This is a genomic window from Microbacterium sp. NPDC007973, assembly GCF_042958465.1.
GTDB lineage: Bacteria > Actinomycetota > Actinomycetes > Actinomycetales > Microbacteriaceae > Microbacterium > Microbacterium galbum.
This window is the reverse complement of the sequence record NZ_JBIBJJ010000001.1, coordinates 880723-893655: the sequence shown is the minus strand read 5'-3', so window position 1 is coordinate 893655 and position 12933 is coordinate 880723. Positions and strand designations below refer to the sequence as shown.

24 protein-coding genes are annotated in these 12933 nt (G+C 66.2%); all 24 read left to right on the top strand.

The window, feature by feature from the left end; translation table 11 throughout:
* The first annotated feature begins 7 nt into the window (after nucleotides 1–7).
* The 24 genes from rpsS (at nucleotide 8) to ACFZA2_RS04375 (ending at nucleotide 12895) form a co-directional block, all read left to right on the top strand.
* On the top strand, nucleotides 8–289 hold the full coding sequence (gene rpsS, locus ACFZA2_RS04490; RefSeq protein WP_013584011.1) for a 30S ribosomal protein S19: 282 nt from the start codon (nucleotides 8–10) through the stop codon (nucleotides 287–289).
* A gap of 22 nt (nucleotides 290–311) precedes the next feature.
* On the top strand, nucleotides 312–710 hold the full coding sequence (rplV, locus tag ACFZA2_RS04485) for a 50S ribosomal protein L22 (protein WP_136585944.1): 399 nt from the start codon (nucleotides 312–314) through the stop codon (nucleotides 708–710).
* The gene (rpsC, locus tag ACFZA2_RS04480; RefSeq protein WP_058230882.1) at nucleotides 710–1468 is read left to right on the top strand and encodes a 30S ribosomal protein S3; all 759 of its coding nucleotides are present in this window, start codon (nucleotides 710–712) and stop codon (nucleotides 1466–1468) included. The genes rplV and rpsC overlap by 1 nt, the downstream gene beginning before the upstream one ends.
* The gene (gene rplP / locus ACFZA2_RS04475) at nucleotides 1468–1887 is read left to right on the top strand and encodes a 50S ribosomal protein L16 (protein WP_013584008.1); all 420 of its coding nucleotides are present in this window, start codon (nucleotides 1468–1470) and stop codon (nucleotides 1885–1887) included. The genes rpsC and rplP overlap by 1 nt, the downstream gene beginning before the upstream one ends.
* Nucleotides 1887–2201 (top strand): 50S ribosomal protein L29, encoded by a 315-nt coding sequence (gene rpmC, locus ACFZA2_RS04470; RefSeq protein WP_058623969.1) that lies wholly within the window; start codon nucleotides 1887–1889, stop codon nucleotides 2199–2201. Before rplP ends, rpmC begins: the two co-directional genes overlap by 1 nt.
* Nucleotides 2201–2527: a 30S ribosomal protein S17 gene (gene rpsQ, locus ACFZA2_RS04465; RefSeq protein ID WP_076673706.1), complete on the top strand. Its 327-nt coding sequence runs from the start codon at nucleotides 2201–2203 to the stop codon at nucleotides 2525–2527. The genes rpmC and rpsQ overlap by 1 nt, the downstream gene beginning before the upstream one ends.
* 35 nt (nucleotides 2528–2562) lie before the next feature.
* The gene (gene rplN / locus ACFZA2_RS04460) at nucleotides 2563–2931 is read left to right on the top strand and encodes a 50S ribosomal protein L14 (protein ID WP_013584005.1); all 369 of its coding nucleotides are present in this window, start codon (nucleotides 2563–2565) and stop codon (nucleotides 2929–2931) included.
* 2 nt (nucleotides 2932–2933) lie between these two features.
* On the top strand, nucleotides 2934–3293 hold the full coding sequence (rplX, locus tag ACFZA2_RS04455) for a 50S ribosomal protein L24 (RefSeq protein WP_076673708.1): 360 nt from the start codon (nucleotides 2934–2936) through the stop codon (nucleotides 3291–3293).
* 2 nt (nucleotides 3294–3295) lie between these two features.
* Nucleotides 3296–3886: a 50S ribosomal protein L5 gene (gene rplE / locus ACFZA2_RS04450; protein WP_315993613.1), complete on the top strand. Its 591-nt coding sequence runs from the start codon at nucleotides 3296–3298 to the stop codon at nucleotides 3884–3886.
* Nucleotides 3887–3978: 92 nt separating this feature from the next.
* A complete protein-coding gene (gene rpsH / locus ACFZA2_RS04445; protein ID WP_013584002.1) occupies nucleotides 3979–4377 on the top strand; it encodes a 30S ribosomal protein S8 in 399 nt (132 codons plus the stop codon).
* A 6-nt stretch (nucleotides 4378–4383) separates the two neighbouring features.
* The gene (gene rplF, locus ACFZA2_RS04440) at nucleotides 4384–4920 is read left to right on the top strand and encodes a 50S ribosomal protein L6 (RefSeq protein ID WP_136585941.1); all 537 of its coding nucleotides are present in this window, start codon (nucleotides 4384–4386) and stop codon (nucleotides 4918–4920) included.
* A gap of 2 nt (nucleotides 4921–4922) precedes the next feature.
* Nucleotides 4923–5282 carry a 50S ribosomal protein L18 gene (rplR, locus tag ACFZA2_RS04435; RefSeq protein ID WP_043361012.1) on the top strand — a complete coding sequence of 120 codons (360 nt, stop codon included), beginning with the start codon at nucleotides 4923–4925 and terminating at the stop codon, nucleotides 5280–5282.
* Nucleotides 5279–5959, top strand: a complete 681-nt coding sequence (gene rpsE, locus ACFZA2_RS04430) for a 30S ribosomal protein S5 (RefSeq protein WP_055959318.1) — start codon at nucleotides 5279–5281, stop codon at nucleotides 5957–5959. Before rplR ends, rpsE begins: the two co-directional genes overlap by 4 nt.
* Nucleotides 5959–6144 (top strand): 50S ribosomal protein L30, encoded by a 186-nt coding sequence (gene rpmD, locus ACFZA2_RS04425; RefSeq protein ID WP_013583998.1) that lies wholly within the window; start codon nucleotides 5959–5961, stop codon nucleotides 6142–6144. Before rpsE ends, rpmD begins: the two co-directional genes overlap by 1 nt.
* A complete protein-coding gene (gene rplO / locus ACFZA2_RS04420) occupies nucleotides 6144–6677 on the top strand; it encodes a 50S ribosomal protein L15 (RefSeq protein ID WP_264629984.1) in 534 nt (177 codons plus the stop codon). The genes rpmD and rplO overlap by 1 nt, the downstream gene beginning before the upstream one ends.
* Before the next feature lie 109 nt (nucleotides 6678–6786).
* Nucleotides 6787–8109: a preprotein translocase subunit SecY gene (secY, locus tag ACFZA2_RS04415; protein ID WP_315993612.1), complete on the top strand. Its 1323-nt coding sequence runs from the start codon at nucleotides 6787–6789 to the stop codon at nucleotides 8107–8109.
* Entirely contained in the window at nucleotides 8106–8693 is a 588-nt protein-coding gene (locus tag ACFZA2_RS04410; RefSeq protein ID WP_363387050.1) for an adenylate kinase, read from the top strand. The genes secY and ACFZA2_RS04410 overlap by 4 nt, the downstream gene beginning before the upstream one ends.
* A gap of 1 nt (nucleotide 8694) precedes the next feature.
* A complete protein-coding gene (map, locus tag ACFZA2_RS04405) occupies nucleotides 8695–9534 on the top strand; it encodes a type I methionyl aminopeptidase (RefSeq protein WP_391401120.1) in 840 nt (279 codons plus the stop codon).
* A complete protein-coding gene (locus ACFZA2_RS04400; RefSeq protein WP_391401117.1) occupies nucleotides 9534–10238 on the top strand; it encodes a DsbA family protein in 705 nt (234 codons plus the stop codon). Before map ends, ACFZA2_RS04400 begins: the two co-directional genes overlap by 1 nt.
* Before the next feature lie 140 nt (nucleotides 10239–10378).
* Nucleotides 10379–10600, top strand: a complete 222-nt coding sequence (infA, locus tag ACFZA2_RS04395; RefSeq protein ID WP_013583992.1) for a translation initiation factor IF-1 — start codon at nucleotides 10379–10381, stop codon at nucleotides 10598–10600.
* Nucleotides 10601–10660: 60 nt separating this feature from the next.
* Complete coding sequence (gene rpmJ / locus ACFZA2_RS04390) at nucleotides 10661–10777, top strand: 50S ribosomal protein L36 (protein WP_005050492.1); 117 nt, start codon at nucleotides 10661–10663, stop codon at nucleotides 10775–10777.
* 143 nt (nucleotides 10778–10920) lie between these two features.
* Nucleotides 10921–11295 carry a 30S ribosomal protein S13 gene (gene rpsM, locus ACFZA2_RS04385; protein WP_076673723.1) on the top strand — a complete coding sequence of 125 codons (375 nt, stop codon included), beginning with the start codon at nucleotides 10921–10923 and terminating at the stop codon, nucleotides 11293–11295.
* A gap of 36 nt (nucleotides 11296–11331) precedes the next feature.
* Nucleotides 11332–11730 carry a 30S ribosomal protein S11 gene (rpsK, locus tag ACFZA2_RS04380; protein ID WP_013583990.1) on the top strand — a complete coding sequence of 133 codons (399 nt, stop codon included), beginning with the start codon at nucleotides 11332–11334 and terminating at the stop codon, nucleotides 11728–11730.
* Between the two features lie 175 nt (nucleotides 11731–11905).
* Entirely contained in the window at nucleotides 11906–12895 is a 990-nt protein-coding gene (locus tag ACFZA2_RS04375) for a DNA-directed RNA polymerase subunit alpha (RefSeq protein WP_058230893.1), read from the top strand.
* Nucleotides 12896–12933 lie beyond the last annotated feature (38 nt).

The window sequence follows — 12933 nt, the reverse complement described above, 5'->3', positions numbered from 1 at the left end:
GAGGAAGATGCCTCGCAGCCTTAAGAAGGGCCCCTTCGTCGACGAGCACCTGCTTCGCAAGGTCGTCTCGCAGAACGAAGCCGGTTCCAAGAACGTCATCAAGACCTGGTCGCGCCGTTCGATGATCATCCCCGCCATGCTGGGACACACCATCGCCGTGCACGACGGTCGCAAGCACATCCCCGTGTTCGTGACCGAGACCATGGTCGGCCACAAGCTGGGCGAGTTCTCGCCCACCCGCACCTTCCGCGGCCACGTGAAGGACGACAAGAAGGGCCGTCGCCGCTAAGGCGACCGAGGAGGAGAGAGAAATGGTGGAGTCCATCGCACGTGTGCGACACATCCGCGTGACCCCTCAGAAGGCTCGTCGTGTCGTCGCGCTCATCAAGGGCAAGCAGGCCGAAGAGGCCCTCGCGATCCTGAAGTTCGCGCCGCAGGGCGCGAGCGAGCCGATCTACAAGCTCGTCGCCTCGGCGATCGCGAACGCTCGCGTCACCGCCGACAAGACGAACGAATACCTGGATGACGCCGACCTGTACGTGAAGAACGCGTACGTCGACGAGGGCACGACGCTCAAGCGTTTCCAGCCCCGCGCTCAGGGTCGCGCCTTCCAGATCAAGAAGCGCACGAGCCACATCACGGTCGTGCTCGCGACGCCCGAGGCCGCTGAGGCAGCCCCGGCTCGCGCCAACAAGAAGGCGAGCAAGTAATGGGACAGAAGGTCAACCCGTACGGCTTCCGCCTCGGCATCACCACCGACCACGTGTCGCGGTGGTTCTCGGACTCGACGAAGCCCGGTCAGCGTTACGCCGACTACCTCGCCGAGGACATCAAGATCCGTCGCCTGCTGACCACGTCGCTCGACCGCGCCGGTGTCAGCAACATCGAGATCGAGCGCACGCGTGACCGCGTCCGCGTCGACATCCACACCGCCCGTCCGGGCATCGTGATCGGTCGCCGCGGCGCCGAGGCCGAGCGCATCCGCGCCGACCTCGAGAAGCTCACCGGCAAGCAGATCCAGCTGAACATCCTCGAGGTCAAGAACCCCGAGGCCGACGCTCAGCTCGTCGCGCAGGGTGTCGCCGAGCAGCTGTCTGCTCGTGTGGCGTTCCGTCGCGCGATGCGCAAGGGTCTGCAGGGCGCTCAGCGCGCCGGCGCCAAGGGTGTCCGCATCCAGGTGTCGGGCCGCCTCGGCGGCGCCGAGATGAGCCGCTCCGAGTTCTACCGCGAAGGCCGTGTGCCCCTGCACACCCTGCGCGCGAACATCGACTACGGCTTCTACGAGGCCAAGACGACCTTCGGCCGCATCGGCGTGAAGGTCTGGATCTACAAGGGCGACCTCACCAACAAGGAGCTCGCCCGCGAGCAGGCCAACGCGCCCAAGTCGCGCGGTCGTGACGACCGCGGTGGCGACCGTCGTCGTGGCCCGCGCAACGAGGCCCCCGTGGCAGAAGGAGCGTCGGCGTAATGCTCATCCCCCGCAAGGTCAAGTACCGCAAGCAGCACCACCCCGGTCGCTCGGGTCAGGCCACCGGTGGCACCACGGTGTCGTTCGGTGAGTTCGGCATCCAGGCGCTGACCCCCGCGTACGTGACGAACCGTCAGATCGAGTCCGCTCGTATCGCCATGACGCGTCACATCAAGCGTGGTGGAAAGGTGTGGATCAACATCTACCCCGACCGTCCGCTGACCAAGAAGCCGGCCGAAACCCGCATGGGTTCCGGTAAGGGTTCCCCCGAGTGGTGGGTCGCCAACGTCAAGCCGGGTCGCGTCCTCTTCGAGGTCGCGGGTGTCAACGAGGAACTCGCTCGTGAAGCACTCACCCGTGCCATCCACAAGCTGCCGCTGAAGGCACGCATCATCAAGCGCGAGGAGGGCGACGCGTAATGGCGATCGGCACCAAGCAGCTCGCTCCGAGCGAGCTCGACACGTTCGAAGACCAGCGCCTCGTCGAGGAGCTGCGCAAGGCCAAGGAAGAGCTGTTCAACCTGCGCTTCCAGTCGGCCACCGGCCAGCTCGAGAGCCACGGTCGCATCCGTGCAGTCAAGCGCGACATCGCGCGTCTGTACACCGTGATCCGTGAGCGCGAGCTCGGCATCCGCGCCACCCCGGCTCCGGTCGAGGCTCCGGCGAAGGCGAAGAAGAGCAAGGCGAAGAAGGCGGATGCCGCTGACGACGCCGCGAAGGAAGAGGCGGAGTAATGGCTACCGCGAAGAAGGCCGAGGCGCAGGTCGCCGGTCACGAGCACGCCGAGAACGATGTTCGCGACGAGAACGCCCGCGGTTACCGCAAGGCGCGCCGTGGCTACGTCGTCAGCGACAAGATGGACAAGACAATCGTCGTCGAGGTCGAGGACCGCGTGAAGCACCCGCTCTACGGCAAGGTCATCCGCCGCACCTCCAAGGTCAAGGCGCACGACGAGACCAACTCGGCGGGCATCGGCGACCTGGTCGTCATCAACGAGACCCGTCCGCTCAGCGCCACCAAGCGCTGGCGCCTGGTCGAGATCCTCGAGAAGGCCAAGTAAGCCTCGCGGCTTGCTTGGAACCCAAGGAGTAAAAAGTGATTCAGAACGAATCCCGGCTGAAGGTCGCCGACAACACCGGCGCCAAGGAGCTGCTCACCATCCGCGTGCTCGGCGGCTCCAACCGCCGCTACGCCGGCCTGGGTGACGTCATCGTCGCCACGGTCAAGGACGCGATCCCGGGTGGAAACGTCAAGAAGGGCGACGTGGTCAAGGCCGTCGTCGTCCGTGTCGTGAAGCAGACCCGCCGTCCCGACGGCTCGTACATCAAGTTCGACGAGAACGCCGCCGTGATCCTGAAGAACGACGGGGAGCCCCGTGGCACCCGTATCTTCGGACCGGTCGGTCGTGAGCTTCGCGACAAGAAGTTCATGAAGATCGTCTCGCTCGCCCCGGAGGTCATCTGATCATGGCGAAAATCAAGAAGGGCGACCTGGTTCAGGTCATCTCGGGCGCCAAGCCCGAGCGCGGCGGCGACCGCGGCAAGCAGGGCAAGGTCCTCGAGGTCCTGTCCGAGCAGAACCGCGTCATCGTCGAGGGCGTGAACTACGTCACCAAGCACAACCGCGTGGGTCAGTCCCAGCGCGGCACCAAGACCGGTGGCATCGAGACGTTCGAGGCCCCCATCCACATCTCCAACGTCGCGCTCGTCGACCCCTCGACCAAGAAGCCGACCCGTGTCGGTCACCGTGTCGAGGAGCAGGTGAAGGACGGCGTCAAGCGCACCGTCCGTGTGCGCTACGCGAAGAAGAGCGGCAAGGACCTCTGAATATGAGCACCGACACTGCCGCGGTGGCTGGCAAGATCCAGCCCCGCCTGAAGCAGAAGTACAACGCCGAGATCAAGAAGGCGCTGCAGGACGAGTTCGGCTACGAGAACGTCATGCAGATCCCCGGCCTGGTCAAGGTCGTCGTGAACACCGGTGTCGGCGAGGCTGCTCGCGACAGCAAGGTGATCGATGGTGCGGTCGACGACCTCACCAAGATCACCGGTCAGAAGCCCGTCGTCACCAAGGCCCGCAAGTCCATCGCGCAGTTCAAGCTGCGTGAGGGCCAGGCCATCGGTGCGCACGTCACCCTCCGTGGCGACCGTGCGTGGGAGTTCATCGACCGTCTCGTCAACCTCGCCCTGCCCCGCATCCGCGACTTCCGCGGTCTGTCGGCCAAGCAGTTCGACGGCAACGGCAACTACACCTTCGGTCTCCAGGAGCAGTCCGTGTTCCACGAGATCGATCAGGACCGCATCGACCGCGTGCGTGGTTTCGACATCACCATCGTCACCACCGCCAAGACCGACGACGAAGGCCGTTCGCTGCTCCGCCAGCTCGGGTTCCCCTTCCAGTCGGCCGACCAGCAGGCCTGACCCCTCGGGCCCCCGGGTTTCCGGGGGCCCGTCATCGAAGGTCGGCTGTCGCGTAACGGCAGCCGAAACCTCATGAAAGAAAGAAGCAACACATGACGATGACAGACCCGGTCGCAGACATGCTGACCCGTCTGCGCAACGCGAACTCGGCGCACCACGACTCCGTGTCGATGCCGAGCTCGAAGCTGAAGACGAACATCGCCGCCATCCTCAAGCAGGAGGGTTACATCGCCGACTGGAGCGTCGAAGACGCCCGCGTCGGCCAGACCCTCAACATGACGCTGAAGTACGGTCCGAACCGCGAGCGGTCGATCGCCGGCATCAAGCGCGTCTCCAAGCCCGGTCTTCGCGTGTACGCGAAGTCGACCGAGGTCCCCACGGTCCTCGGCGGACTCGGCGTCGCCATCCTGTCCACCTCCTCCGGTCTCCTCACCGACCGTCAGGCCGAGCAGAAGGGCGTCGGCGGGGAAGTCCTCGCCTACGTGTGGTGATCTGACATGTCGCGTATTGGACGTCTTCCCATCGACATCCCCGCCGGAGTCACCGTCTCGGTGAACGGCCGGGAGGTCAACGTCAAGGGCCCCAAGGGCGAGCTCGCGCTCACCGTTGCCCAGCCCCTCGAGGTGTCGGTCGAGGAGAACCAGGTTCTCGTCACCCGCCCCGACGATGAGCGCGAGTCGCGGTCGCTCCACGGCCTGACCCGTACCCTCATCAACAACAACATCATCGGTGTCACCCAGGGCTACTCCAAGGGCCTCGAGGTCGTCGGCACGGGTTACCGCGTGGCGCAGAAGGGCAGCTCGATCGAGTTCGCCCTCGGCTTCTCGCACCCCGTCCTGATCGACCCGCCCGCGGGCATCACCCTCACGGTCGAAGGCAACAACAAGGTCACCGTGAGCGGCATCGACAAGCAGGCCGTCGGCGAGGCCGCCGCCAACATCCGCAAGATCCGCAAGCCGGAGCCGTACAAGGGCAAGGGTGTGCGGTACGCGGGCGAGGTCGTGCGTCGCAAGGCCGGAAAGAGTGGTAAGTGACCATGGCTGTCAAGACAAAGTCTGTCGCTCGTGCTCGTCGTCACGCGCGCCTTCGCAAGAAGGTCGTCGGCACCGAGCTGCGCCCCCGTCTCGTCGTGACGCGTTCGGCGCGCCACGTGTTCGTCCAGGTCGTGGACGACAGCAAGGGCCACACCGTGGCCTCCGCCTCGACCCTCGAGACCGACCTGCGCGGTTTCGACGGTGACAAGACCGCCAAGGCCCGCAAGGTCGGCGAGCTCGTCGCCGAGCGTGCCAAGGCCGTGGGCGTCTCCGACGTCGTGTTCGACCGTGGCGGCAACCGCTACGCGGGACGCGTCGCGGCGATCGCCGACGGAGCTCGCGAAGGAGGGCTGAACCTGTGAGTGACAACAAGGAGACCGAAGTGACCGAGCAGACTGCACCGGCTGAGGGTGCGGCTGCGGCTCAGGCCCCCGCCGAGCGCGAGCGCGAGCCCCGTCGCGGTGGTCGCGAGCGCAACACCAACCAGCGCGACCGTGGTTCGCGCGACCGCAACGAGAGCCAGTTCCTCGAGCGCGTCGTCACCATCAACCGCGTGTCGAAGGTCGTCAAGGGCGGCCGTCGCTTCAGCTTCACGGCGCTCGTCGTCGTGGGTGACGGCAACGGCGTCGTGGGTGTCGGTTACGGCAAGGCCCGCGAAGTCCCCCTCGCGATCTCGAAGGGTGTCGAAGAGGCCAAGCGCAACTTCTTCCGCGTCCCCCGCTCGGGCTCGACCATCCCGCACCCCGTCCAGGGTGAGGCCGCTGCCGGTGTGGTGCTCCTGCGCCCCGCCGCCGCCGGTACCGGTGTTATCGCCGGTGGTCCCGTCCGCGCCGTCCTCGAGTGCGCCGGCATCCACGATGTCCTCTCGAAGTCGCTCGGCTCGTCGAACACGATCAACATCGTGCACGCGACCGTCGAGGCTCTGAAGGCGCTCGAGGAGCCCCGCGCCGTGGCCGCCCGCCGTGGCCTGGAGTTCGACCAGGTCGCCCCGGCCCGCCTCGTGCGCGCCGAGGCCGCCGCTCAGAAGGTAGGTGCCTGATGGCCGAGCGTCTGAAGGTCACGCAGATCAAGTCCAAGGTGAGCGAGAAGCAGAACCAGCGTGACACGCTGCGTTCGCTCGGTCTCAAGCGGATCGGCGACTCGGTCGTCCGTCCCGACGACGCGCAGACGCGCGGCTACGTCAAGACCGTCGCCCACCTCGTCAAGGTTGAGGAGATCGACTAATGGCTGCCAAGAAGGACGAGACCGCTACGGTCGACGCCCCGAAGAAGGCGACGGCCGGTAAGACGGCCGCCAAGAAGGAAGCCCCCGCGGCGCGCCCCGGCGTGCTGAAGGTCCACCACCTGCGTCCCGTCCCGGGCGCTCACACCGCGAAGACCCGTGTCGGTCGCGGTGAGGGCTCGAAGGGTAAGACGGCCGGTCGCGGTACCAAGGGAACCAAGGCCCGTTACCAGGTCAAGGTCGGCTTCGAGGGTGGGCAGATGCCGCTGCACATGCGCACCCCGAAGCTCCGCGGCTTCAAGAACCCGTTCCGCGTCGAGTACCAGGTCGTGAACCTGGAGAAGCTCGCCGAGCTCTACCCGCAGGGTGGCGACGTGACCGTCGCCGACCTCGTGGCCAAGGGCGCCGTCCGCAAGAACGAGAAGGTCAAGGTGCTCGGCACCGGCGACATCTCGGTCGCGCTGACCGTTTCGGTCGACAAGGTCTCCGGCTCCGCTGAGCAGAAGATCGTCGCCGCAGGCGGCTCCGTCAACTGACGCCCGACCCCACAGGGGCCGGCGGCCTTACGGCCGTCGGCCCCTTCTGGGTTAGTCTGATTTGGTGTGCGCCCTGTCGCGCGCCGAGATCGTTCTGGAGGATTCTCCCTTGTTCAGCGCCATCGCGCGGGTTTTCCGCACGCCCGACCTGAGGCGGAAGATCGCCTTCACGCTGGGCATCATCGCCATCTACCGGCTGGGTGCCCACGTGCCGACGCCCTTCGTCGACTTCCCCAACGTTCAGCAGTGCCTGAACCAGTCGGGCGGCACCGAGGGCCTGCTCTCGCTGGTCAACCTGTTCTCGGGTGGCGCGCTGCTCCAGCTGTCGATCTTCGCGCTGGGTGTGATGCCGTACATCACGGCGACGATCATCGTGCAGCTGCTGCGCGTGGTGATCCCGCACTTCGAGACGCTGTACAAAGAGGGCCAGGCAGGGCAGGCCAAGCTCACCCAGTACACCCGCTACCTGACGATCGCGCTCGCGCTGCTGCAGTCGACCACGCTCGTGACCGTCGCCCGCTCGGGTCAGCTCTTCGGCTCGGCCGGCGTTCCCGAGTGCCAGCAGCTGCTCACCAACGACATCTGGTGGGCGCAGCTGCTCATGATCATCACGATGACCGCTGGCACCGGCCTGGTCATGTGGTTCGCGGAGCTCGTCACCGAGCGCGGCGTGGGCAACGGCATGTCGATCCTCATCTTCACCTCGATCGCCGCGACCTTCCCCGGCGCGATGATCTCCATCCTCAACGCCCGCGGAGTCGAGGTCTTCCTCCTCGTGCTGGCGGTGAGCATCGTCATCGTGGCGCTCGTCGTGTTCGTCGAGCAGTCGCAGCGGCGCATCCCGGTGCAGTACGCCAAGCGCATGGTCGGACGCCGCACCTACGGCGGCACCAACACCTACATCCCGATCAAGGTGAACATGGCCGGCGTCGTGCCCGTGATCTTCGCCTCGTCGCTGCTGTACATCCCCGCGCTCATCGCGCAGTTCAACCAGCCGCAGGCGGGCCAGGAGCCGCAGCCGTGGGTGACGTGGATCTCGCAGTACCTCACGCGCGGTGACCACCCGCTCTACATGCTGATCTACTTCCTCCTGATCATCGGATTCGCCTACTTCTACGTCGCGATCACGTTCAACCCGGTCGACGTCGCCGACAACATGAAGAAGTACGGCGGATTCATCCCCGGTATCCGCGCGGGCCGCCCCACGGCGGAGTACCTGGACTACGTCCTGACCCGCATCACGCTCCCGGGCTCGATCTACCTCGGCCTCATCGCGCTGCTGCCCCTGGTGGCGCTTGCGACGGTCGGTGCCAACCAGAACTTCCCGTTCGGCGGGGCCTCGATCCTCATCATCGTGGGTGTCGGTCTCGAGACGGTGAAGCAGATCGACGCGCAACTCCAGCAGCGTCACTACGAAGGGCTGCTGCGATGACCGCGCGTCTTCTGATCGTCGGACCGCAGGGATCCGGAAAAGGAACGCAGGGCGTTCGCGTCGGCGAGGCCCTGGGCATCCCCGTCGTCTCCACCGGCGACGTCTTCCGCGCCAACGTCAAAGACGGCACCGAGCTCGGCCTCCAGGTGAAGTCGATCATCGACGCCGGTGATCTGGTCCCCGATGAGCTCACGAGCGCGGTCGTGCGCGACCGCCTTGCGCAACAGGATGCCGCTGAGGGATTCCTCCTCGACGGGTACCCGCGCAACCTCGCGCAGGTGCTGCACCTCGATGAGTTCCTGGAAGGGCGTGACGAGGCGCTCGACGCTGTCATCGCGCTCGTCGTCCCCCGCGAGGAGTCGTTGTCGCGCCTGACCGCGCGCGCGGCGGAACAGGGTCGAGCGGACGACACCGAGGAAGCCATCGCGACGCGTCTGGGGATCTACGAGCGGGAGACCGCCCCGATCCTCGACGTCTACGGCACGCGCGGCATCGTCGACGAGATCGACGGTGTCGGCAGCCTCGACGAGGTCACGGCTCGTATCTTCGCGGCGCTCGACGCGCGCGGCATCTCGGCTCGCTGACGTGGGACTGCGCTCCTCGATCTACAAGAAGCCGGCGCAGCTGCGCTCGATGATCGAGCCCGGGCTGATCACGGCGGACGCGCTGGATGCCGTCCGTCGTCTCATCGAGCCCGGCATGACCACCCTGCAGCTCGACGCGGAGGCCGCGCGTCTCATCGGCTCACGGGGGGCGAAGTCGAACTTCCAGATGGTGCGCGGCTACCGCCACACCATCTGCGCGTCGGTCAACGAGCAGGTGGTGCACGGCATCCCGAACGAACGACCTCTTCAGGCCGGCGACATCCTCTCGATCGACGCCGGTGCGGAGTTCCAGGGGTGGAACGGTGACTCGGCCTTCACGGTGATCGTGCCGGGCGACGCGCCGGAGGCGCTCGTCGCCCCCCGCCGCCGTCTCTCCGAGGTCACGGAGGGTTCGCTGTGGGCCGGCATCGCCGCTCTCAGCCGTGCGACCCACCTCGGCGAGGTGGGCGCGGCGATCCAGTCCTACATCGAGGAGCACGCGCCCGAGGGCGGGTACGGCATCCTGCGCGATTACGTCGGCCACGGGATCGGGCGCAAGATGCACGAATCGCCCAGCATCTTCAACTACGCGGTCGAGGACCGCGGTCCGGAAGTACGCCCCGGTCTGGCGGTGGCGATCGAGCCCATGGTCGTCATCGGAAACCAGGCCACCCTGGTCGAGGACGACGGGTGGACCGTGTCCACCGTCGACGGCACAGACGGCTCCCACTGGGAACATAGCGTCGCGGTGCATGATGGGGGCATCTGGGTCCTCACCGCTCACGACGGCGGTGCCGAGAAACTGGCGCCGTTCGGTGTGGTGCCGAAGGAGATCGACTGATGATGATGGCGGCTGTCCGCAAGTCCACGAACTGGTTCGCGATCGGGATCACGGCCGCGGTCGTGGTGGTCGTGCTCGTCGTGGGCGGCGTGGTCTGGTTCGCCAACAGCCAGGCGACCTCGCCGGGAACCCTTCCGCAGTCGTCGGCCGTGAACACGGAGACGGGCGCGATCTCCGTCGGCACGGGGGAGAAGACGGTCGACACCTACGTCGACTTCATGTGTCCGATCTGCAACCAGTTCGAGCAGAGCTACGGCCCGACACTCGATCAGCTCGTCGCCGACAACGAGATCACCCTCAACATCCACCCGATCTCGATCCTCGACCGCGCATCGCAGGGGACGCAGTACTCCACGCGTTCCGCGAATGCCGCGTACTGCGTGGCGGTCGACGACGCCTCCAACATCCCGGCTTTTGTGAAGGCGATGTACGCGCAGCAGCCCACGGAGAACACCTCGGGTCTCGACAACGCCACACTGGCGTCGATCGCGACATCGGCGGGTGCATCGGATGCCGTGACCTCGTGCATCGACGACGGGACCTACTCGAAGTTCGTCACGGCGATGACGCAGAAAACCCCGGTGCAGCCCGGGCAGAGCGGCATCGCCACGCCGACCATCGCCGTGAACGGGACCGTGCTGTCGAACCAGTCCGACCTGACCGGCGACCCGCAGAAGGACATCGTCGGCCGACTGAACGGCTGACGCGCGCCCCGCGAGTTGCCGGGGCGAGTATTACCACGTATGCTTGATCTTTGGTGCGTTGCGCCTTCCTTGGCGTGTCGAGGCACCGAATCCCCATCCACCGCAGACCGGCCGGTCTGCAACTGAGCGTGAGCGAGTTTATGGCGAAGAAAGACGGTGTCATCGAGATCGAGGGCACGGTGTCCGAGGCACTGCCCAACGCGATGTTCCGTGTCGAACTGACGAACGGTCACAAGGTGCTCGCCACCATCTCGGGCAAGATGCGACAGAACTACATCCGCATCATCCCCGAGGACCGCGTCGTCGTCGAGCTGAGCCCGTACGACCTCACCCGTGGTCGTATCGTCTACCGCTACCGCTGAGTCCGGCCGAGAAGTAACGAGCCGCACCCGCGGTCTCGAAGACAGCGAAACAGGAACATCATGAAGGTCAACCCCTCCGTCAAGCCCATCTGCGACCACTGCAAGGTGATTCGTCGTCACGGGCGCGTGATGGTGATCTGCAAGAGCAACCCGCGCCACAAGCAGCGCCAGGGCTGAGCTTCCAGCTCGACACCTTTTCCAACTGAATACATATCGGCAGGATCAGATCCTTCCCGCGCAGGCGGGTGGGGGACACCTCGGGGCGGAGGCCCGAGCACCGATCCTGCTTCACACCTCCACGACACTCTGAGGAGAGCCGCATGGCACGTCTCGCCGGCGTCGACATCCCGCGCGACAAGCGCGTGGTGATCGCACTTACCTACATCTACGGCGTGGGCCGCACCCGCTCCGTCGAGATCCTGAACGCCACTGGCATCAGCCAGGAGATCCGCGTCAAGGACCTCACCGACGACCAGCTGGTCGCGCTTCGCGACCACATCGAAGGCACCTACAAGGTGGAGGGTGACCTCCGTCGCGAGGTCGCCGCCGACATCCGCCGCAAGGTCGAGATCGGTTCCTACGAGGGCCTGCGCCACCGCCGCGGCCTCCCGGTGCGCGGTCAGCGCACGAAGACGAACGCGCGTACCCGCAAGGGTCCCAAGCGCACCGTCGCCGGCAAGAAGAAGGCGCGCTAAGCCGCGGGCTGAGCGTCAGGATTCAGGAGAACGCACATGGCACAGGCCAAGTCCGCCGCGCGCAAGCCGCGCCGCAAGGAGAAGAAGAACATCGCCGTGGGTCAGGCCCACATCAAGTCGACGTTCAACAACACCATCGTTTCGATCACGGACCCCTCGGGTGCCGTCATCAGCTGGGCCTCGTCCGGCGGTGTCGGATTCAAGGGCTCGCGCAAGTCGACGCCGTACGCCGCCGGCATGGCCGCGGAGTCGGCCGCTCGCCAGGCGCAGGAGCACGGCGTCAAGAAGGTCGACGTCTTCGTGAAGGGTCCGGGTTCGGGTCGTGAGACCGCGATCCGCTCGCTGACCGCTGCGGGTCTCGAGGTCGGCTCGATCCAGGACGTGACGCCGCAGGCCCACAACGGCTGCCGTCCGCCCAAGCGCCGCCGCGTCTGACGCGTCCGTTCCCGGGGAGTGCTCGTCGCTCCCCGGGAACGCCGCGCTCACGCGCGACTCAGACTTCCGGATGCCGCGAAACCGCCGAGGTCGAGCGTCATCCCGCGAGTACAACTCAACACCTCACCCCATTACACGTGTCATATAGCGGGCACGTGATCGAAAGGAACACATAGTGCTCATCGCACAGCGTCCCACTCTGACCGAGGAGAAGATCGGGGAGTTCCGCAGCCGTTTCGTCATCGAGCCGCTGGAGCCCGGTTTCGGTTACACGATCGGCAACGCGCTGCGCCGCAGCCTCCTGTCGTCGATCCCCGGCGCGGCCGTCACGAGCATCCGCATCGACGGCGTCCTGCACGAGTTCAGCACCATCCCGGGCGTGAAGGAAGACGTCACCGAGATCATCCTGAACATCAAGCAGCTGGTCGTCTCGAGCGAGCGCGACGAGCCCATCACGGCGTACCTGCGCAAGACCGGCGCCGGTGAGGTCACCGCCGCCGACATCTCCGCTCCGGCGGGTGTCGAGGTGCACAACCCCGAGCTGGTCATCGCGACGCTCAACGACACCGCGAAGTTCGAGCTCGAGCTGACGATCGAGCGTGGCCGCGGCTACGTCTCGGCCACGCAGAACCGCAACGAGTACGCCGAGGCCGGTCAGATCCCGATCGACTCGATCTACTCGCCGGTGCTCAAGGTCAGCTACCGCGTCGACGCCACCCGTGCCGGTGAGCGCACCGACTTCGACAAGCTCGTCCTCGACGTCGAGTCGAAGGCGTCCATCGCGCCGCGCGACGCCGTCGCTTCGGCCGGCCGCACCCTCACCGAGCTGTTCGGTCTCGCTCGCGAGCTGAACGTCGAGGCCGAGGGCATCGAGATCGGCCCCGCGCCGGTCGAGACCGTCCTCTCGAACGAGCTGTCTATGCCGATCGAAGACCTCGACCTGTCGGTCCGCTCGTACAACTGCCTCAAGCGCGAGGGCATCAACACCGTTTCGGAGCTGGTCGCCCTCTCCGAGACGCAGCTGATGAACATCCGCAACTTCGGTCAGAAGTCGGTCGACGAGGTGCGCGACAAGCTCACCTCGCTCGGACTGTCGCTCAAGGACTCGGTGCCCGGTTTCGACGGCGCCCAGTTCTACAGCGGCTACGACGAAGAGACCGTCTGACCCCGGTCGGACCCGACCGAACCTTTCACTGGAGTAAC